This is a genomic window from Pseudoalteromonas sp. SR45-6, assembly GCF_014163545.1.
Taxonomy (GTDB): Bacteria; Pseudomonadota; Gammaproteobacteria; order Enterobacterales; family Alteromonadaceae; genus Pseudoalteromonas; species Pseudoalteromonas rhizosphaerae.
In genome coordinates this window covers 24,709-45,597 of the sequence record NZ_JACJDM010000023.1, presented here as the reverse complement: position 1 = coordinate 45,597, position 20,889 = coordinate 24,709, and the positions used below count along the sequence as shown (strand labels likewise).

General features: G+C 39.5%; 20 protein-coding genes. 17 read left to right on the top strand and 3 right to left on the bottom strand.

The features are described 5' to 3' along the window. The 5 genes from glgC (at position 1) to rluF (ending at position 6,535) form a co-directional block, all read left to right on the top strand. A complete protein-coding gene (gene glgC, locus H5158_RS11610) occupies positions 1-1,302 on the top strand; it encodes a glucose-1-phosphate adenylyltransferase (protein ID WP_149980163.1) in 1,302 nt (433 codons plus the stop codon). 32 nt (positions 1,303-1,334) lie between these two features. Next, the gene (locus H5158_RS11605; protein WP_182718647.1) at positions 1,335-2,876 is read left to right on the top strand and encodes a glycogen synthase; all 1,542 of its coding nucleotides are present in this window, start codon (positions 1,335-1,337) and stop codon (positions 2,874-2,876) included. A gap of 118 nt (positions 2,877-2,994) precedes the next feature. Beyond that, positions 2,995-4,206, top strand: coding sequence for an EAL and HDOD domain-containing protein (locus H5158_RS11600; RefSeq protein ID WP_182718648.1), 1,212 nt, complete (start codon positions 2,995-2,997; stop codon positions 4,204-4,206). 16 nt (positions 4,207-4,222) lie between these two features. Then, on the top strand, positions 4,223-5,308 hold the full coding sequence (locus tag H5158_RS11595) for a DUF418 domain-containing protein (protein WP_259398509.1): 1,086 nt from the start codon (positions 4,223-4,225) through the stop codon (positions 5,306-5,308). Positions 5,309-5,611: 303 nt separating this feature from the next. Next, positions 5,612-6,535: a 23S rRNA pseudouridine(2604) synthase RluF gene (gene rluF / locus H5158_RS11590; RefSeq protein ID WP_182740061.1), complete on the top strand. Its 924-nt coding sequence runs from the start codon at positions 5,612-5,614 to the stop codon at positions 6,533-6,535. A 60-nt stretch (positions 6,536-6,595) separates the two neighbouring features. On the opposite strand, the gene H5158_RS11585 is transcribed toward rluF, so the two are convergent. Both H5158_RS11585 and H5158_RS11580 read right to left on the bottom strand, forming a co-directional pair. Continuing rightward, complete coding sequence (locus H5158_RS11585; RefSeq protein WP_182740060.1) at positions 6,596-9,658, bottom strand: efflux RND transporter permease subunit; 3,063 nt, start codon at positions 9,656-9,658, stop codon at positions 6,596-6,598. A 1-nt stretch (position 9,659) separates the two neighbouring features. Next, complete coding sequence (locus tag H5158_RS11580) at positions 9,660-10,742, bottom strand: efflux RND transporter periplasmic adaptor subunit (protein WP_145235892.1); 1,083 nt, start codon at positions 10,740-10,742, stop codon at positions 9,660-9,662. Between the two features lie 122 nt (positions 10,743-10,864). Here H5158_RS11580 and H5158_RS11575 point away from each other — a divergent pair, with 122 nt between their 5' ends. Further along, positions 10,865-11,758, top strand: coding sequence for a LysR family transcriptional regulator (locus tag H5158_RS11575; RefSeq protein ID WP_145235888.1), 894 nt, complete (start codon positions 10,865-10,867; stop codon positions 11,756-11,758). Next, positions 11,759-12,064: an MGMT family protein gene (locus H5158_RS11570; protein ID WP_145235885.1), complete on the top strand. Its 306-nt coding sequence runs from the start codon at positions 11,759-11,761 to the stop codon at positions 12,062-12,064. A 9-nt stretch (positions 12,065-12,073) separates the two neighbouring features. On the opposite strand, the gene trhA is transcribed toward H5158_RS11570, so the two are convergent. Beyond that, positions 12,074-12,712, bottom strand: coding sequence for a PAQR family membrane homeostasis protein TrhA (trhA, locus tag H5158_RS11565; protein WP_182740059.1), 639 nt, complete (start codon positions 12,710-12,712; stop codon positions 12,074-12,076). Positions 12,713-12,967: 255 nt separating this feature from the next. Between trhA and H5158_RS11560 the strand changes: the two genes are divergently transcribed. The 10 genes from H5158_RS11560 to H5158_RS11515 all read left to right on the top strand — a co-directional run bounded on the left by H5158_RS11560 (position 12,968) and on the right by H5158_RS11515 (position 20,871). Next, positions 12,968-13,258, top strand: coding sequence for a hypothetical protein (locus tag H5158_RS11560; RefSeq protein WP_149980170.1), 291 nt, complete (start codon positions 12,968-12,970; stop codon positions 13,256-13,258). A gap of 213 nt (positions 13,259-13,471) precedes the next feature. Then, positions 13,472-14,050, top strand: a complete 579-nt coding sequence (locus tag H5158_RS11555) for an LON peptidase substrate-binding domain-containing protein (RefSeq protein ID WP_182718651.1) — start codon at positions 13,472-13,474, stop codon at positions 14,048-14,050. A gap of 66 nt (positions 14,051-14,116) precedes the next feature. Continuing rightward, positions 14,117-14,740 (top strand): sigma-70 family RNA polymerase sigma factor, encoded by a 624-nt coding sequence (locus H5158_RS11550; RefSeq protein ID WP_182740069.1) that lies wholly within the window; start codon positions 14,117-14,119, stop codon positions 14,738-14,740. Next, on the top strand, positions 14,733-15,395 hold the full coding sequence (locus H5158_RS11545) for a ChrR family anti-sigma-E factor (RefSeq protein ID WP_182718652.1): 663 nt from the start codon (positions 14,733-14,735) through the stop codon (positions 15,393-15,395). Before H5158_RS11550 ends, H5158_RS11545 begins: the two co-directional genes overlap by 8 nt. An 8-nt stretch (positions 15,396-15,403) precedes the next feature. Further along, on the top strand, positions 15,404-16,357 hold the full coding sequence (locus H5158_RS11540; protein ID WP_145235868.1) for a DUF523 and DUF1722 domain-containing protein: 954 nt from the start codon (positions 15,404-15,406) through the stop codon (positions 16,355-16,357). Further along, positions 16,357-17,751: a deoxyribodipyrimidine photo-lyase gene (phrB, locus tag H5158_RS11535; RefSeq protein WP_182740058.1), complete on the top strand. Its 1,395-nt coding sequence runs from the start codon at positions 16,357-16,359 to the stop codon at positions 17,749-17,751. The genes H5158_RS11540 and phrB overlap by 1 nt, the downstream gene beginning before the upstream one ends. Position 17,752: 1 nt before the next feature. After that, complete coding sequence (locus tag H5158_RS11530) at positions 17,753-18,181, top strand: nuclear transport factor 2 family protein (RefSeq protein ID WP_145235859.1); 429 nt, start codon at positions 17,753-17,755, stop codon at positions 18,179-18,181. Next, positions 18,181-18,891, top strand: coding sequence for an SDR family NAD(P)-dependent oxidoreductase (locus H5158_RS11525; RefSeq protein WP_182718654.1), 711 nt, complete (start codon positions 18,181-18,183; stop codon positions 18,889-18,891). The genes H5158_RS11530 and H5158_RS11525 overlap by 1 nt, the downstream gene beginning before the upstream one ends. Beyond that, entirely contained in the window at positions 18,888-20,144 is a 1,257-nt protein-coding gene (locus H5158_RS11520; RefSeq protein WP_182718655.1) for an NAD(P)/FAD-dependent oxidoreductase, read from the top strand. The genes H5158_RS11525 and H5158_RS11520 overlap by 4 nt, the downstream gene beginning before the upstream one ends. Then, positions 20,137-20,871, top strand: coding sequence for a DUF1365 domain-containing protein (locus H5158_RS11515; protein WP_182740057.1), 735 nt, complete (start codon positions 20,137-20,139; stop codon positions 20,869-20,871). Before H5158_RS11520 ends, H5158_RS11515 begins: the two co-directional genes overlap by 8 nt. The last annotated feature ends 18 nt before the right edge of the window (positions 20,872-20,889 follow it).

Below are 20,889 nucleotides of genomic sequence, written 5' to 3'. Positions count from 1 at the left end.
ATGCCAAGTTATGCAAATCGCTACATAAGTAGTCTGACACGAGAAACCTACGCACTGATTTTAGCAGGGGGCAGAGGTTCACGCTTACATGAATTAACAAACTGGCGGGCCAAACCGGCAGTTTATTTTGGTGGCAAACATCGTATTATCGATTTCCCGCTATCAAACTGTATTAATTCAGGTATTCGTCGTGTTGGGATTGCCACACAGTATAAATCGCACTCGCTGATCCGCCATGTCAACCGTGCATGGGGCCACTTTAAAAAAGAACTGGGTGAATCGGTAGAGATATTACCGGCATCACAGCGTTATGGTGACGAATGGTATTGCGGCACTGCAGATGCGGTGTTCCAAAATATGGATATTATTCGTCATGAGCTACCTAAGTATGTAATGATTTTATCTGGCGATCATGTTTACCGTATGGATTACGGCGGCTTATTGGCAAAACATGTTGAAACAGGTGCAGACATGACGGTGTGCTGTATTGAAGTTCCTTGCGAAGAAGCCGCAGAAACATTTGGTGTGATGACGGTAGATGAAGAGAAACGAGTACGTCGTTTTGATGAGAAACCGAAAATGCCAAGTTCAATTCCTGGTCGTCCGGGCACTTGTTTAGCGTCAATGGGTAATTATGTATTTAATACTGAGTTCTTATTTGAACAACTAAAAAAAGACGCAGAAAACGAAGGTTCAGGCCGTGATTTTGGTCATGATATTATTCCGGCAATTATTGAAGAGCATAATGTATTTGCTTTTCCATTTCGAGAGCCAGGTCATGACGGCCAACCTTATTGGCGTGATGTGGGTACACTTGACTCATTCTGGGAAGCAAACATGGAGCTGGTGATGCCAGAACCACAGCTGGATTTATACGATCCAACTTGGCCTATTTGGACTTACCAAGAACAACTGCCACCGGCTAAGTTTATTTTTGATAATGATGACAGACGTGGCATGGCTGTAGATTCAACCGTATCAGGCGGCTGTATTATTTCAGGCTCGGTGGTTCGTAAATCACTGTTATTCTCTAATGTACATATTCGCTCATACTGCGTCATTGAAGAGTCGGTGATATTACCAGGTGCGATTATTCAACGTAATTGCCGTATTCGCCGTGCTATTATCGACCGTGGATGTGAAGTGCCAGCCGGTGTTGAAATCGGTTTTGATCGTAAAGCAGACGAAGAAAATGGTTTCAGAGTATCTAAAAAGGGTATTGTGTTAGTGACCCGTGAAATGCTCACAGAACTTTCCAAAAAACTTGAGCGCCAAGAGCGTGAGAGTAAACAATTAGCTTAAAATATCATACAGTTGTAGGAAGTAAGAAAAAGATGCATGTATTAATGGTTGCGGCCGAAAATGACGCTTTACCAAATGCCAAAGTGGGTGGTGTTGCAGATGTACTACGAGATTGTCCCAAAGCATTAGCGGAGCTTGGCTTAACCGTTGATGTGGTTATTCCAGATTATGGTTTTACCACGTTAGAGCGTGTGCAATTAGGCACGCTCCATGTGCCCTTTGCCGGATATATCTATGATGTTCAAGTGTGGCAAGTATATGTTGATCAGCAGCAAGTCAGGCAATTAGTACTATCACATCCGTTATTTAGTCAGCACCATGGCGCTGTATACTGTAATGATGATGGTGACCGACCTTTTGCCACTGATGCCACTAAGTTTGCATTATTTAATGCTGCAGTGTGTGAAGCGCTATTGCAAGGTGTGATCACTCGTCCTGATGTGTTGCATTTGCATGATTGGCACAGCGCGTGTGTGGCGGTATTGTTAAAGTTTGATCATCGGTTTGCATCTTTTTCTTCTTTGCGCAGCGTATTTACAGTACACAATATTGCACTGCAAGGGATCCGCCCATTCAAAGGAGATGATTCAAGTTTAGAAGCATGGTTTCCGGCGTTAAGTTATAACGGCGAGATATTATGCGATCCGCGTTATCCTCATTGCTTTAATCCGATGCGCAGCGCTATCAATTTAGTTGATAAGATACATTTAGTATCTCCAAGCTACGCACAAGAAGTATTGCAAGCCAGTGAACCGCATAATGGTTTTTTTGGTGGTGAAGGCTTAGAGCGCGATTTGAATAATGCGATGGCGAACAATAAAGTCGTCGGAATATTAAATGGCTGTGAGTACACTGAGCACAACGCACAGTCAACCAGTACGCTATCACAATTATACTTTGAGATAGAGCAGGCATTGTTTGTTTGGATGGTTAAAGAAGTTAACCTGCAAAGCAGTTACTATATAGCTCATCAACGGTTACAGCAGTTCATTGAGCAGCCAGTTAAAGGGCCTTTAGTCACCAGTGTTGGACGCCTAACCGATCAAAAAGCTTTGTTACTGCGCCAACCCTACGAAAACCAGCAAGTGCTAGATGCATTGTGTGAAAAGTTAAATGAACAGCAAGGACGTATGATCATTTTAGGTTCCGGTGACACGGCCCTTGAAGATGTTATGACAGCCGCCATGGCACGAAATAGTAACTTATTATTTTTAAAGGGTTATGGTAATAGCGTTGGCGAATTACTGTATGAGTTAGGGGACTTATTCTTGATGCCTAGTTCCTTTGAGCCATGTGGTATTAGCCAAATGCTTGCTATGCGAGCAGGGCAGCCTTGCTTAGTACATCAAGTCGGTGGTTTAAAAGATACTATTACTCATTTGGAAAATGGTTTTAGCTTTAGTGGTGACACATTACAAACACAAAGCGAGGCGCTGGTAACGTGTTTTGCTAATACTCTTACTCTGAGACAAGAACAACCCAAACAATGGGATGAAATTGTCAGCAATGCTAAGGCTGCTCGCTTTACATGGTCTTATGTAGCAAAGGACTATATCAGTAAACTTTATAATTAATACTGCTATTTATCATCTTACTAGCTATAATGGATTGCAATAACATTATGATTTAGTTACTTAGTATTGTGTTTTATTTCGTAACTAACCATCAATAGTCGAGTTTAAGGGTGAAAAAGTGCAAGTATTTGTTGCGCGCCAAGCAATATTCAATCGTCAACAACATGTAGTTGCCTATGAATTATTGTTTCGTAATAGTACCAATAATTGTTTTCCAGATATTGACGAAAGCGTCGCAACAGCAAAACTGATCATGGAAAATCAGCTTAATTTTGGCACTCGACATATTACTGCTGGTAAAAAAGCACTGATTAATATCGGTCCTGATTCTTTAAAAATGGATTTATGTGCATTTTTGCCTTCGCAAGATGTGGTACTTGAGTTGCTCGAAACAATTGAGCCGACAGAAGAAAACTACCAGCTATGTCGTGCGCTGTTTCATAAAAACTTTGTGTTAGCACTTGACGATTTTGTATATGAGCCTAAGTGGGAAAGGTTTTTAAAACTTGTTAAATTAATCAAATTTGATATTCAAATAACTCCTTTGCAGCAAATTGAACCGATGATTCGACGGCTGCAAAAATACAAAAAGCTAAAGTTGCTTGCTGAAAAAGTCGAAACTATTGATGATTTTAAAATAGCTCATAAGATGGGCTTTGATTATTTTCAGGGTTATTTTTTTGCCAAGCCGGTAGTCATTCAACAAAAAGACATTGATATAAACTATGCATTAGCATTGACCATCTATGCACAAGTTATGAAAGAGCATCCTGATATCAATGCGATTGCGCGATTGTTTCAATTAGATACAGCGTTAGCATTTAAGTTATTAAGATTGATCAACAGCGGTGTGTTTCCTGTCCAAAAAGAAATAGAGTCACTCAAACAGGCTTTAGTCTATTTAGGCCATGATCATATAAAGAAGTTTGTTAGTTTGATCATTACCGCTCACGTTGGACAAACGAAACCTAACGAATTGATCAAAATGTGTATCATTCGGGCGCGATTTTGTGAGCTGATAGCGAAAAAGATAGCGCCTTCGCAAGCGAATAGTGCCTTTTTAACCGGTCTTTTTTCGTTGTTGGATGCAATATTAGATCGCCCAATGGAGCAATTACTCCTTCGTTTACCATTTCCAGAACCAATCAAAGACGCTCTAATGGAAGAAAAAAACACCCTGTATTATATCCTTGCAACAGTAAAAGCGTATGAATCAGGTAGCTGGTGGGCTATGGAGCAAGCAGTTGTATTTATTAACATAAATAGTGATTTACTGCCGAAGTTTTATCGAGATGCGCTAGACTGGTCAAACATACATAAGCACAACTAATAAGTCGAGCCCAATAATGCGTAATCAAAATATGGATGTTATTCGTGGTGTTGCTGTGCTTGGCTTAATGTACATGAATGCCTATTCCTTTGGTTTATTTGAATTTGGTTACGTACCATTACAGTCCCCGCCTTTTTCGGATCATGTTATTCAATGGGTGAGCCTTAGTGTTATTGACGGCCGCTTTCGCAGCTTATTTTGCTTACTCTTTGGTGCTGGCTTATATATTCAGTGGCAGCGTTACCAGCAGCTTGAGCAATTGCAAAAACGCTTAAAAGTATTGGCCGTGTTTGGTTTACTACATGGCTTTTTGTTGTGGGCTGGTGATATTTTGTTTATCTATGCATGCGCAGGTTGGTTGGTCATACAGTACCTTGATGCGAGTGACGAGATGTTATTAAAACGCGGTTGGCAATTTCTATCATTAGCCGCAGCGATAACGTTTTTGATAGCCTTAATTGACCCCACACTGACTATCTATCGAGATTCAGCCGATTTTTTAGCAAGTTATAATGCTTCACGAGGATCGGCATTAACTATTTTTGTCAATAATAGTGTGATGTTTATCGTGATGCTCATTGCACTTCCGCTGATCACTTTGTGGATGGCTGCAGGATTAATGCTATTCGGTATTTATGGCTATAAAAATAAACTGTTTGAGACTGGTTTAACTAAATTAAGCAAAATCAGAGTTTTGTCAATTGCGCTACTGTTAAGTGCGATTAGGATCAGTTTTGAATACCAATCTAGCTTATTTATTAGTGCATTAAAAGAACCCGTAAGCTGGTTTGCAGCATTATTCACAGCCCTATTAATTATTCATTTTGTGGTAATGCTGATGACAAAACATGACTTTCACTTTATTGCATTGCAGCGTGCAGGAAGGCTCGCATTAACTTTATATCTAATGCAAACTATTTGCTTGTTATTGTTGTTTAAAGTTTTTTATCCGCACTGGGTGCTAAGCTTTAATCATTTAGAATATTACGTATTAGTGAGTGGTTTAGTTATTTTTCAACTTAGTTTTAGTGTGATTTATTCGCGTTATTTTAAGCAAGGTCCAATGGAATTTATTTGGCGAAAGTATGCAAATGCTGCTTGAGTTGAAGCTACTGTAAATAGTGTGGTAATTTTTCACTGTCACTGCAGGTTAAAATTATCGCAAACCCATATACCGTAAAACAGAGCAATCGTTTAAGTATAAACAAACAGACTAGATGTTTGCTGTGAAAAGGCTAATTGTTGGTTTAACGGCGCTTTATACTGCGTTATTAATTTTAACAAGTGGCTTCTATTGTTTGCAATCTATGCCTTGTCTAAATCGCTTTTAAATTCAACTGAGCTCGCATCTTAAGGTGGTTTGGGTATACAATATCGGCCTTTAAAATTAATATGAATTTGGCCCATGACAGACTTAAAACGATTAAATAAATTTATTAGTGACACTGGTTTTTGTTCACGACGCGAAGCGGATAAATATATTGAAGATGGTCGTGTTACTGTCAATGGTATTCGACCGGAAATGGGTGTCAAAGTAGCATTGTCTGACACGGTACTGATTGATGGTAAGCCGCTGAAAAAAGTGCCGAAACGCGCGTACATCGCTTACAACAAACCCGTTGGTATAACCTGTACAACTGAGCGTAAAATTCAAAGTAATATCGTCAAAGCGGTTAACTACCCAGATCGTATTTTTCCAATTGGTCGCTTAGATCGCCCATCAGAAGGGTTGATTTTCCTGACAAATGAAGGAGATATCGTCAATAAAATCCTTCGTGCAGGCAATAATCATGAAAAAGAGTATGTTGTTACAGTCGACAAGCCATTAAATCGTCAGTTTGTGAATAAGATGGCAGGTGGTTTACCAATTTTAGGTACAGTCACGAAAAAATGCAAAGTTACACAAACAGGACCGCAACAATTTACTATTGTATTAACGCAAGGTTTGAATCGTCAAATTCGTCGTATGTGTGAGTACTTGGGCTATGAAGTGGTCACCTTAAAACGCGTACGTATCATGAATGTCACGTTAAAAGGCTTAAATGTTGGCCAGTGGCGCCATTTAACTGAGCAAGAAATGGCTGAGATTAATAACTCGATTGCCGACTCGGGCAAAACCGAGGAGTTATCAGTGGATGAGAACAAACAATCTGCGAATATCAGCAAGCCTAAACAAGCATGCACGCCTTACAAAGATAACGATAAAAAGCGTGATTTTGCTAAGCATGTCAAACAAGGCCGTTTTGATTCTAAAAATGACCAAATTAACGCCAAACCTGCAAGAAGAAATAGCACCACTCGAACCGGCACATTAAGCCTTAAAAAATAAGATCAAATTGTAAAACCAGGAACAACATAAATTGTGCTCCTGGTTTTATTTAAACCTCAGTTATTTTGCTTTTGGCACCTCAATTTTAAATAGCACGGTATAGAGCACCGGCACTACGATTAATGTCAGCACGGTTGCAAAGCCTAAACCAAACATAATCGTCACCGCCATTGATTGGAAAAACACATCAAATAATAATGGGATCATTCCTAAAATGGTGGTGATTGCTGCCATCGCAACGGGGCGCACACGGCTTACACCGGAATCAAATACTGCTTGATAAGGCTCTTTGCCTTCACTGAGCTCAAGGTTGATCTGATCAACCAACACAATGCCATTTTTAATCAACATACCGCTTAAGCTTAATAACCCAAGTAGCGCCATAAAACTAAATGCGGCGTTCATCACTAGCAAGCCGGCGCTGACACCGATGATTGCTAAAGGTACTGTGGCCCAAATAACCAGAGGTTTTTTTACTGAGTTAAATAGCAACACAGTGACTGCAAACATCGCTAAATAGCCCAAAGGTAACGAGCCAAAAATAGCTTTTTTTGCCTTTGTTGATGATTCAAACTCACCGCCCCATTGTAATTCATAGCCATTAGGGAGTTTAATTGCTTCAATACCTGGCCTGACTCTTGAAAATAGTTTAGCGGGTGTTTCATCGCCTATTACGTCATGATCGGCCATTACTGTAATAGTACGTTTGCGATCGCGGCGCATTATTAGGCTGTCTTCCCACTGTACAACAAACTCATCCACCACTTGAGTAACTGGCACGAATACGCCTAATACTGGGCTGTATATTTGTAGGTCACGGAGGCTTTCAACATTAAGACGCTCTTGTGCCGGTGAGCGGGCAATAATGGGGATCTGTTGAGTACCATCTTTGTAAATGCCGACTTTTTTACCGGAAAAACTGGTTAATAATAGTTGGTCCAAGTCTGTTTTAGCGATACCCAGACGCCGCGCTTTTTGTTCGTTAAGTTGCGGGCGAATGAGTTTTGAGCGTTCACGCCAATCATCACGAATATTATAAGCACCGGCATCTTTTGCTAGCACTTCTTTTGCTTGTTTAGCTAATTGGCGAAGCACTACTGGATCAGCCCCCGAAAAACGCGCTTCTATTTTAGCATCAGTAGAAGGGCCTATTTCCATACGTTTTATTTTAAGCTTGGCATCAAATACGTGGCTGTATTCATAGTCGCGAACTTTTGCAATCATCGTCGCCACTGCTTCGCGGTCTTTTACACGGATAATTAATTGACCATAAGCTGGGTATGATTTTTCAGGTGCGTAGGTCAACATAAACCGTGGTGCGCCTTGTCCTATCGTTGATGTTACTTCTTCGACCAGCTCATCTTTTTGTAAGAATGCTTCGAGTTTGGCGACGCCATCTAAAGTGGCATGAATATCAGCCCCTTGGGTATGCCAATAATCTACGTAAAACATTGGCGTGTTAGAAGCTGGAAAAAACGCTTGTTTAATAAACTTAAAGCCAAAAACAGAGCTAGCTAATAAAACGACCATCAACAATAAAGTGGTTTTACGAAAACGCATCGAGGTGCTTAATAAACTTTTATATAGATTAAAGATCACACCTTGATATGGATCTTCATCATGGCTTTGCTGCTTGAGCTCTGTTTCTTTGAACATTAAGTCAGCAAAGAAAGGAGTTAAGGTGATGGCAGTGATCCAGCTTAGTAATAATGAGATAAATAATACCCAAAATAAGCTGCCGGCAAATTCCCCACTAGCGTCAGAGCTTAAGCCAATTGGCGCAAATGCAGTAATCGCAATCACGGTTGCGCCAAGTAAAGGCCACTTTGTTTGCTCCACTATATTAGCCGCTGCTTTTATCTTTGTTTGCCCTCGCTTTAGGTTTATTAAAATCCCTTCGGTGACTACAATGGCATTATCAACCAACATTCCTAATGCAATGATCAGCGCACCTAAAGAGATTCGTTGTAAATCAATCGCAAACAGTTTCATGAAAATGAATGTACCTAATACGGTCAGCAATAAAATTGCCCCGATCAGTACGCCACTTTTAAAGCCCATAAAGACAAGCAGGACAACAATAACGATAGCGACAGCTTCGAGTAAGCTGATGATAAAGCCATTGACTGATTTTTCGACTTCAACAGGTTGGTTATAAACGGTATTTATTTCCATGCCATGGGGGCGTTGATATTCAAGCGATGCTAAATGCGCTTTAATGTTATCGCCTATATCCACAACGTTTACACCACTGCTAAACGATACGCCAACTAGTAAGGCTTGCTGCTGGTTAAAACGGATTACATTATTAGGTACTTCGGCGTATTCACGAAACACCGTTGCAACGTCACCGAGGTAAATCAGTTCATTTTCACCTGGTTTTGAGATCAGTAGATTTTCGAGCTCTTTTACGTCTTTGAATTCGCCTGTTGGGTGCAGTCTAATTGATTCATCGCCTACGCGTATTTTACCTGCATTCGATACGGTATTTTGTGATTGCAATAATTGATAAATTCTAGTTGGTGCAATACCAAGCTGCGCCAGCTTACGCGTCGATATTTCAACCATCACCTGTGCTTGTTGTTCACCACTGACGGTCACTTTACCTACGCCGTCAACGAGTACCAGTTCGCGCTTTAAGTAATCAACATAGTTTTTTAGTTCGTCATAAGAGTAACCATCGCCAGTGACGGCATACATTACGCCGTATACGTCGCCAAAATCATCTAAAATGGTACTTGGGTATACACCACTTGGCAGTGATGAAGCGTTATCGTTAATCTTGCGCCGTAGCTCATCCCAAATTTGTCGTAAGTCTTGTTTGCGATAGTTGCTTTTCATTTCAACGGTAATTTGTGATTTCCCTGGAGATGAAATGCTGGTTACGTAATCCACATACGGCAATTGTTGAATTGCATTTTCAATCGGAAAAGTAACTTCATCTTCTACCTGTTGTGGTGAAGCGCCAGGATATAAGGTGATCACCATGGCTTTTTTTATTGTAAATTCAGGGTCCTCAAGCTGACCAAGTCCTAAATAAGATACTACGCCACCGATTAATAGTAATAGCGCGCACATCCAACTGACGACCTTTTGTTTTATGGCAAGTTCAGCAATGCTCATTTTATAAGCCTCGCTCTTTTTGCCACGGACGTACTTGCATGCCTTCTTTAAGGTAGTGAACACCAGCTGCGACCACAGTTTGACCTTGCTCTAAACCAGCAAGCACTTCAATACCACGTCGATGTAATTGGCCAACTTCAACAGCTTGCTTTTTCACCTTGCCAGTCTGTGGATCGTATAGCCAGACATAGCTGTTATTAGTAGGCTGTGTTGGTTCAGAGAACACAGCTTCAACAGGGAGTAAAATATAGTGTGATTGCGAGTGAGTAACTTTACTTAGATCAATATCTACACTGCCGGTCATGCCTGCCAACAGGTTAAAATCTTTAGGCACTGGTAATGAAAATACCACCTTGTAAGTTAATGTGGCTGGATCTGCTTGGGTGTCGAATTCTTTAATCATTAAGGTATATGATTTATTTGGAAAACCGTCAAAAACCACGCTTGGCTGATAGTCAATGTCTTTATCAATACGGGCGATTAGTTTTTCGGGTACTTGAATGATCACATCCATTAAATCACGGGTTTCTAAGCGAAGAATGTTTTGTTTTGCTTGGATATTCTCAAAGTTTTTAACAAACACTTTGGAAACGGTGCCGCTAAAAGGGGCACGTAATTCGCTATTATCTAAGTTGGTTTTTGCAATTTTTAATGCCGACTCAGCTACCTGTTTATTGGCAAGTGCCTGATCAAGTTCGGATTGACTGGTAATTGATTTATTAAATAGTTTTTGTACGCGTTCAAGTTGCGAGTGCGCCAATTCAAAACGTGCTTTTCGCTCATCATATTGCAGTTGAAAATCTTCAGGGTCTAACTTGGCAAGGAGTTGATCTTTTTCAACATGTTGACCCGCCAATGCCGGGAACTCTAATAACTCACCGTTAACTCTAAACGCCAAATAAGAGCCTTGATTTGCCACTACTTCTGCCGGAAAACTGCGTATTGTCTGATCTGAGTTAGTATCAATTTCAAATAGTTTTACTGGACGAATAGCTTGTTCGACGTGAGTGTCGGTATTTGATTCTTTACAGGCGACTAAACTCAGTATTAATGTAGATATAATTAAAACTGGCGACAGTTTCATGGTCTTCTCCGTGGCTATGAAAACATAAATTAGGTGCAGCATACGCCGCGAACATATAAAATAAAAATTATTAAATTTTAAAAAGATCATAAATAAAATTTATGATTTTAAGTTGGACCATTATGAACTTAGTGCAGTTAAAAATGCTTGATGCCATTGTTCGCACTCAAAGCTTGTCGCAAGCTGCTTTAGCACTGTATAAATCGCAACCAGCTTTAACGTTAGCTATTAAGAAACTTGAAGCTGAGCTTGGTTTTGAATTGTTAGATCGTAGCCATTATCGATTGCAATTAACTGAAAAGGGTCGTATTTATCATCGCGAAGCAGCATTATTATTAGATGCTCAGGCACATTTAGCACAACTGGCCAGTGAGCTTGCACTTGGTAATGAAGCAAATTACAAAATTTGTTATGAGCAGTTATGTCACCAAGCACTGTATAACGATATTATTTGCAATGCTTTTGTTAAACATACCAGCACCGAGTTTAGTGTAACCAGCGGAAAACGCTTTGTTTCTCTTGAGCAAGTTAATAAAGGACAAGCAGACTTAGGGATTGGACCGTGGTTTGATTTGTTTCATGCTACAGGCGATTTAGAAAGTTTACCGATTGGCAAGCTCGATATTGGTATTGTTAGTGTGACAGGATTAGTGCCAGATAAAGTAACTTATCAACAATTACAGAACTTTCCTTGTTTAGCGATGTTTGAAAGTGATATGAGTTTTGACTCTGATCGTTTATCGTATTCAAAAGGCTCTACCATGATGAAAATTGATGATATATCAACTTTAAAATCGTTTTTATTATCGGGAGCTGGCTGGGCAATGATGAGTTTAGCGCATTGTCAAAATGAACTTGAAAGTGGTGTATTACAACAAATTAAAATACTAGACAGAGAAAATACGTTTAGCGCACAGATCAGAGTATTCCGACAAAATGCCACTCATCATGGACCCGTGGCAAGAGCCGTGTGGCAAGATTTTAAGCAGTTAAGTAAAACGTTTTTAGGGTCGTAAATGCAAGCCAGTAAAGAAGACAAAATTTATACTGTGATGGCGAATATACCGCCAGGAAAAGTAGCTAGTTATGGACAAGTAGCGGCAATGGCAGGATTGCTAAATAATGCTCGGCTAGTAGGGCGGTTATTAAAGTTAATGCCAAAAGATTCAAGCATACCTTGGCATAGAGTAATCAACAGCCAAGGTAAAATTTCTTTTCCTGAAGGGACAGCGCAGTACCAAAAGCAATATCAATTACTGCAAAGTGAAGGCGTAATTTTTAAAAATGGTCGTGTTAATATGCGTCAATTTCAGTGGGACTAATTAAAAAATTTAACCGACCGTAATAATATAGCGGCTGATTGCAATATAGTGACAAACACAGCCTGCAATCACAAATACATGCCAAAGTGCGTGGCTATATTGACGACTTTTAGCACTATAAAAGAGTGTGCCGAGACTATACAAAATCCCTCCACTGAGTAACCACCATAGTGCATTTACTGGCACATTTAAATAAAGCGGGTAGACAATTGCAACTGCAAACCAACCCATTAATAAATATGTTGATAAAGACACCTTTTTGTTTTGTTTTTTCACCATTAATTTATAGCACACTCCGCCAAGTGCTAAAGACCATATAAATACCAGCGTTAAAATCGACCAAATTCCGGTTAATGAGAGTACTAAAAAAGGGGTGTAAGTGCCTGCAATCAAAATATAAATAGCACAGTGGTCACATTTTTTATAAAAAGCCCGCGCACCTATGCTGCTACTGCTGTGATAAAGCGTAGATGATAAAAACAGCAACAATAAACTACCGCCATAAATAATTGCACTGACCGTTGCTTCAATCGTGTGTATCTTGCCGGTAAGCTCCCACAATACAAACAGTGAAAATACAACGCCTGCGCCGTGAGACAAGCTATTAAGTTGCTCTTCTTTTTTAGAATAAGCGGGTTCAACCGACATCACATACTCATCGTAAAACATTAATATGGGTTTGAGTGTACAAGTGTACGCTGAAACTTTCAATGCTTATTTATTGACTATATTTTAGTATTTTTAACCACTTTGAATGGTTTTAAAATTCACATCATCAAAAGGTTATGCACTTATGTGATTTAAAGTGCATAAAAAACAATTGGTTAAAATTTATTTCGTGGTTGGCACAACCTTTGATTAAGTAATAGCGACTAACTTAATAACACAATAGGGAATACCATCATGAAAAGCATTATTAAATTATCTGTTGCAGCACTTTTGGTTGTTGGTTCTACACAAGCAAGTGCAAATGACGGTCAATTAGATATCACTCAAACGCTATCAAACAGCATTGCACATTATATTGAAAGTACGAGTGATGAATTACAAAGCAAATTAAAACAGTCATTGTTTAGTGATTCGCAAAAAATGTTAACTGAACTGCTTTCACAGCATAGTGAGCAATCAGCTAAAGTTGCGGAAAATACATCACAACTCGTTGCAACTAGCAATGCAGTAAAAGTTGAGGATTAAGGCAATGAGCAGCGAATTAGGATTATTAGCTTTAATGTTAGCACCTGTAGTGAGCTTATTAAGTGTGTATGCCTCAGTTGAATTATTACGCAACGTAGGGCAGTGGTTAAACATAGGCTAAGGGGATAGCGATAAGTAATAATCAGTAACGTTGATCTTATTTGCTGCGGTGCACGTAACGTAATGCATAGTTAAACTGATGTAGTAAGCCTTATGAAACGTGCAATCTTTCCATTACCGGTATTTATTCTACCAAGCGGGTATACGCGGTTACGTATCTTCGAACCTCGCTATCTTGATATGGTTAAAGAATCACTTAAAAATGATCATGGTTTCGTACTTTGCCAGTACGATGTTGATAGTTATCTCAACGTTCCTAAGTATGGATGCTTAGTTGATATTATTGACTTTTCACAAGATCAACAAGGACAACTATTAATTGATGTGGTGGCCAAATCTGTGGTTGAGTTAACTGATATAACTCAAGATAAACAGCAACTGCGTTTCGGTCAGCTATCTGCACCTAAAACATCTCTTTGGTTTGAACAACCTCACAACTTAGAGCGCGATGATTCATATTTAGTATCGGCACTAGAGCAGTTGTTTGCTGCTAATCTAGAGTTAACCGATTTATACCGCCAGACACACTTTGATGATCTAAACTGGGTGCTTGCAAGATGGCTTGAATTATTACCTATTTCAATTGATAAAAAACAACAGCTTGCCTTTAAATCGGACTTTGCGAATATCCACTCTTTCCTTCATACTGTGATTAATAACGAATTTTCCTAATTAATATGATCTTATTTTAGTTGCTTTGCGTATTGCATATGCAAGAACACTAATAGGAATATTATGATGGTAAGTCAACAACTTTCAACACGTTGTGAACCTAACACAGGTAATTACACTGCCATGCCACAAACGCCAAGCAAAGAACTTGCAGATGCATTATCTGCGGTTGCAGCTAATCGTGATAAACAGGCTTTTGCTTATTTATTTGCGTACTTTTCACCGAAAATAAAACGCTTCGGTATTAAGCAATTTAATTCAGAAGCGCAAGCGATGGAATTAGTGCAAGACACCCTTACCTCAGTGTGGCGAAAAGCACATCTTTATAATAATGATAAAGGTGCAGCTACAACGTGGGTATATACCGTAATGCGTAACGCATCATTTGATATGCTCAGAAAAATGAAAAGTAACAAAGAAGACAATATTAGCGAAGATATTTGGCCGCTAGTTGAGCAACATGATAATGCCGACCATGAATTTAGTGATCATCTTGAAAACCAGCAAATCAAAAATTACCTCGATAAATTACCTCAAGCTCAACGCGATGTTGTTAAAGGCGTTTATTTTCAAGATATGTCACAAGAGCAACTTGCAGATCAATTGAATATTCCAATTGGTACTGTGAAGTCACGTTTACGTTTAGCGTTACAAAAATTACGCAATGAAATGGGAGACCGCAATGATTAAACATCACCCAAGTGATGCGCTATTAGCGCAGTATTGTAATGCGTCATTACCGGCGAGTATCAGTGTTGCTGTCGCTATTCATCTTGACATGTGTAGTTGCTGTAAAGATAAAGTGCAACGCATTGAAGCGAAAAATGCTGTAGATGTGTTTGCGCATCATAATGAACAACTGCAAACTACAGATTTAGCTATTGATGAACTATCATTACTTGATGCAATTACCGCTGACGATAGTGTTGATGATGTATATAAAGTGACGCCACAAACTATCCTTGTCAATCAGCAAAATTATCAATTGCCCCGTGCTCTTGCCCGTATTTCACATGGTAAGTTTATGCAAATGGGTAAGTTATCACGTTCTCGTATCGCTCTCGATGATGGCGCGCTACGTTCGAGTTTGCTACACATAGATGCCGGTGGGGAAATCCCTGAACATACACACACTGGTTTTGAACTGACTTTATTACTCGATGGTGAGTTTAGTGATGAAGACGACCATTATGTGCCTGGCGACTTTATGTGGCTCGATGGTCGTCATCAACACACTCCGATCACAGAAAAAGGCTGTTTATGTTACACAGTAGTCAGTAGTGCTCTACACTTTAATAAAGGACTGAGTAAGTTACTCAATCCAATTGGCAATTTGATTTACTAGGAGTGTATATGCAGCAATCGACTATTCAAATAGGCATAAGTGCATGCCTTGCAGGTGAGAAAGTTCGGTTTGATAGTGGCCATAAAAAATCAAATTTTTGCATGGATGAATTCGCAAAACACGTTGAATATAAACGCTTTTGTCCCGAAGTGGCGGTAGGTTTACCGATCCCAAGACCGACAATTAGACAAGTTAAAGTAGGCACAACTATTAAAGTGTGCCGTCCTGACGGCAGTGGTGATGTTGGCCCACAATTGACAGAATATGGTAAAAAAGTTGCCACAGAGCAGGCTGCACAATTAAGCGGCTTTGTTTTTTGTGCTAAAAGTCCAAGCTGCGGCATGGAACGGATCAAAATATACAATGAAGCAGGCACCGGTAATACATCTGAAGGCGTGGGCTTTTTTGCTGCGCAAATTATGGCTCACAACCCATTGTTACCGTGTGAAGAAAATGGTCGTTTAAATGATATGCACTTGCGTGAAAACTTTGTAATGCGAGTGTTTACTTATAAAAACTGGCAATTATTGCGTCAACAGCCAGCAACCCTGCATAGGTTAACGCAGTTTCATGCGCAATATAAGTATTTGTTAATGGCTCACAATTATCAGGCATATAAAGATCTTGGTAATTTACTGGGCACCTATGTTGGCGATGATTTTGAGCAGCTTGCTGACGATTATATTGCAGGTTTAATGGCAGCGCTGAAAAGACCTGCATCACGCAAAAATAACAGCAATACTTTAATGCACTTACAAGGCTACTTTAAAAAACATTTATCCAAAATTGAAAAAGAAGAGTTACGAGATGCAATTGATGAATATCGCTCAGGTTTAGTGCCGCTGTATGTACCGCTGACACTCTTAAAACATCATTTGAAAGTACATCCAAACGAATACTTAGCAAAGCAAGTTTACTTCAACCCTTATCCTCACGAACTAAAATTACGCTACGGAATTTAATGAACACTGTATTTTGGTTTAGGCGCGATTTGCGCCTTTTTAATAATCATGCCCTTTATCAAGCAATCGACAATGGTTGTAAAGACGCTATATTTTTTATCACTGAGCAACAATGGCAACGCCATGGTGTTGCTTCAATACAAATTGATTTGCTAAAACGAAGGTTAAACTTCTTAGGTCAGTTACTAGCTGATAATGGCATCACCTTGCATATCATTGAAGCGGGTAATTACGCAGGATGTGTGCAGCAGTTAAGCGAATTCTGCCAGCGACATTCAGTAACGCAGTTATTTGCCAATAAAGAATATGAAATTAATGAAGTTGAGCGCGATAACGCATTTTTACATCATACTGATGAACTTAAAGTATCAGTCACCTTGTTTGATGGTGACGTGGTTGCACCGCCTGGAACGGTACTGAATCAAAGTGGTGAGATGTTTAAGGTGTTCACCCCTTTTAAAAATGCCTGGCTAAAGCAATATCAAGATACTCATTTTTATTTTCAAGCCCCCCCGACAATGTTTAGCCCAATACCTTGGCAAGGTTCAGCGTTACTTACCGGTGATGATTCCTCACATAAGTGGCCAGTTGATGATGCGTCATTAAGTCAAATCTGTGCCCGCTTTATCAGCGATAAATTACTCAGTTATAAAGATCAGCGAGATATTCCAAGTATTAAAGGCACATCAGGCTTAAGTCCGTATTTAGCTTTAGGAATTGTCAGCGTTCAGCAATTAATTGCTCTTGTACAGCAACAATATGTCGATGTTTTAAGTAGCTCTAAAAGCAATTTATTTACTTGGGTCAACGAGTTAGTGTGGCGTGAGTTTTATCGTCATTTAATTGTGGCTTATCCAAAACTTAATAAATATAACAATTTTAATGAGAAATATGACCCAGTAAAGTGGCGAACTGATGAGGCTGATTTCACTGCTTGGTGTGAAGGTAAAACAGGCTACCCGCTTGTTGATGCCGCTATGAGGCAGCTTATTCAAACTGGCTGGATGCATAATCGCTTACGAATGGTAGTTGCCAGTTTTCTTACCAAACACTTGTTAATTGATTGGCGTAAAGGTGAACGTTTCTTTATGCAGCATTTGATCGATGGCGATTTAGCGTCTAACAACGGCGGTTGGCAATGGGCTGCAAGTACCGGGTGCGATGCCCAGCCATACTTTAGAATATTCAACCCGATTACTCAAAGTGAGCGATTTGATCCTGATGGTGATTTTATTCGTAAATATATACCGGAGTTGGAAAATGTGCCGAATAAGCAAATTCATTTTCCACATGAATATTTAGCGAAAAGCGGCAAAGCAAAAGCAGTTTATTGGCCAGCAATCGTTGATCATAAAACGGCTCGCTTACGAGCGCTTGATGCATTTAAGGTATGATATGAGCAACCACAGAACAGATAAATTTATCGCGATATACCAAAAGCTAAGTAAAGAAAATCTACATTTACTGAGTGATATTTATGCTGCAGACATTCACTTTTCTGATCCATTGCATGAAGTCGATGGTTTAGCTGACTTACATCAATATTTTGCTAAACTTTATAGTAATGTTATTGAATGCACGTTTGATATCAGTGATGCTGTTAGTGTAGGCGATAATGCTTTTGTTTACTGGACTATGTATTATCGCCATCCAAAGCTTAGTAATGGCCAGCAAATAGCCGTAGCAGGCCATAGCAAGTTAACATTTACTGGTGACAAAATCAGCCTTCATAAAGACTACTTTGATGCTGGTGCATTACTTTATCGACATATCCCTATTCTCGGTTCAATTATTAAATACATAGATAATAAGGCAGCGGAATAATGATCACGCTTATAACAGGTGCAACATCAGGTATTGGTGAACAACTTGCGAAACTGTATGCGCAAGCCGGGGATACAGTGATCGCTTGTGGGCGTAACCAAGAAAAACTAAACGAACTTGCGCAACTAACGAATATTGAAAGTTGTCAGTTTGACGCTACTGATTTACAAGAAATACGAAGTAGCACTGTTGCTTATACGCAATTTGATCGCGTTATTCTTAATGCTGGCAATTGTGAGTATATCGATGATGCGCATAATTTTGACAGTGCATTGTTTACCCGCGTTGTTACTACTAATTTGCTTTCGATGGGTTACTGTCTTGAGGCTTTACTACCGAGGATAAAGTCCGGTGGTCAGTTGGTGATTGTCAGTTCAAGCGTAACTTATTTACCGTTACCGCGCTCACAAGCATATGGCGCATCAAAAGCTGGGGTCAGTTACTTAGCAAAAAGTTTAGCCATTGATTTAGCTGATATTGACGTAACCTTAGTGCATCCAGGCTTTGTTAAAACACCGTTGACTCAAAAAAACGATTTTCCAATGCCAATGGCAGTTACTGCAGAAAAAGCGGCAAATTATATTATCAAAGGGGTCGCTAAGCGCCGCAAAGAGGTGCATTTTCCTTATCGTTTTACCCTTATTTTAAAATGTTTACGCATGTTGCCGCTGCCAATTTGGCTCATGCTTGCAAAAGGATTAAGTCGTTGAAAAAAATAGCAATTATAGGTTCTGGAATTGCAGGATTAAGCTGCGCGCATTTGTTGCACAAAAAGTATGATATTACGGTATTTGAAAAAAACAACTACATTGGTGGGCACACCGCAACGATAGATATACAGGTTGATGGTGTTAAGCGTGCTATTGATACTGGCTTTATTGTTTTTAATGATCGCACTTACCCTTATTTTGAAAAGCTGTTAAAGCGCATCGGCGTTGAACGACAACCGACAGAAATGAGTTTTAGTGTGCATAATCAGCAAACTGGTTTTGAATACAATGGCCACACTTTTGCCAGTTTGTTTGCTCAAAAGCGCAATATATTTCGTCCGCGTTTTTGGAAGTTACTTAGTGATATTGTGCGTTTTAACACCTTGTGTAAAAAACTATATCATGACAACGACTACCAAAGTGAGCAGATGCTAGGTCAGTTGCTCGACCAACACGGTTTTAATGATTTTTTTCGTTACCATTATATTTTGCCAATGGGCGCAGCTATCTGGTCAACAAGTATTAAAGAAATGAGTAATGTTGGCGTTGAGTTTTTTGTAAAATTCTTTTTCAATCATGGCTTATTAGATATTACTAATCGTCCGCAGTGGTATGTTATTCCCGGTGGCTCAAGGGAATATATCAATCCATTGATCAGTGGTTTTAAAGATAAAATAAAATTGAACACGGATATACAGTCTATTTTTCGCACCCCGGAGCAGGTGTTGATCCGATTGAAAAATGGTACTGTTGAGCAATTTGATAAAGTGATTTTTGCTTGTCATTCTGATCAAGCTCTCGCTTTACTTGAAAACCCAAGCACAGATGAAAAAGCAATTTTATCAGCCATTCCCTACACTGAAAATTCAGTGATTTTGCATACTGACACTGCTTTGCTGCCAAAACGTAAAGCCGCATGGGCAAGTTGGAATTATCTACTTACCGATAATCTTGATAAAGCTGCTGTTGTAACTTATCAAATGAATATTTTGCAAGGCATAACAAGCAAAACGCAATTTTGTGTCACGCTTAATCACCGCGAAGGAATTGATAAAACTAAAATACTCCGAGAATTTACGTATCATCATCCAGTATTCAATAAAACGTCTATTGCTGCTCAGCAACAGAAACAGCTTATTGATGGAGCCAACAACAGTTATTTTTGTGGCGCTTATTGGTATAACGGATTTCACGAAGACGGCGTGAAAAGCGCTGTAGATGTTGCTCGCAAACTTGGGGTTGAATTTGAATAGTGCACTTTTAATCGGTGATGTTCGTCATCACCGATTAGCAATTAAAGCGCATAGCTTTAATTATCAGTTGTACATGATGTGGGTTGATCTTAATGCTCCTCAGCAACTTGATGGTGTTCACCCTTGGCTTGGAACAACAGGCTTTAAAGCACTTAAATTTAAACAATCCGATTATCTTAATCGTGATTTAGATACTCAACAACCAATCAAACAACGAGCAATTAATAAAATTGTCGAGCTGGGGATTACTGCTCCGTTTAGTAATGTCTATATGCTCGGACAGCTGCGCTGTTTTGGGGTGTATTTTAGCCCAGTTAACTTTTTCTTCTATGAAACGGCTGATGGCGATTTTCCCTATATGGTTGCTGAAGTGAGTAATACCCCCTGGAACGAGCGACACTATTACTTGGTTGATTTACACAGGAAAGTGAACTTTAAAAAGGCTTTCTCCGTATCACCATTTATGAGTTTAGATATGGATTACCACTGGAAAGTGCGTTTAACAAAGCACAATACTATGATCCATATAGAAAATAAAAAAGATAATACGCTATTATTTACTGCCAGTTTGCGTTTACAACGCCAGTCACTCAGTCGTGCTGCGGTTACTGCGTTACTGAAACGTTTTCCTGCCATGACCATCACTGTGATGAAAGGAATTTACGTACAGGCGTTTAAACTATTTTGTAAGCGAGTGCCTTTTTTAGGTCACTCAGGCAAGAATTGATTAGCTAAAATAACGAAG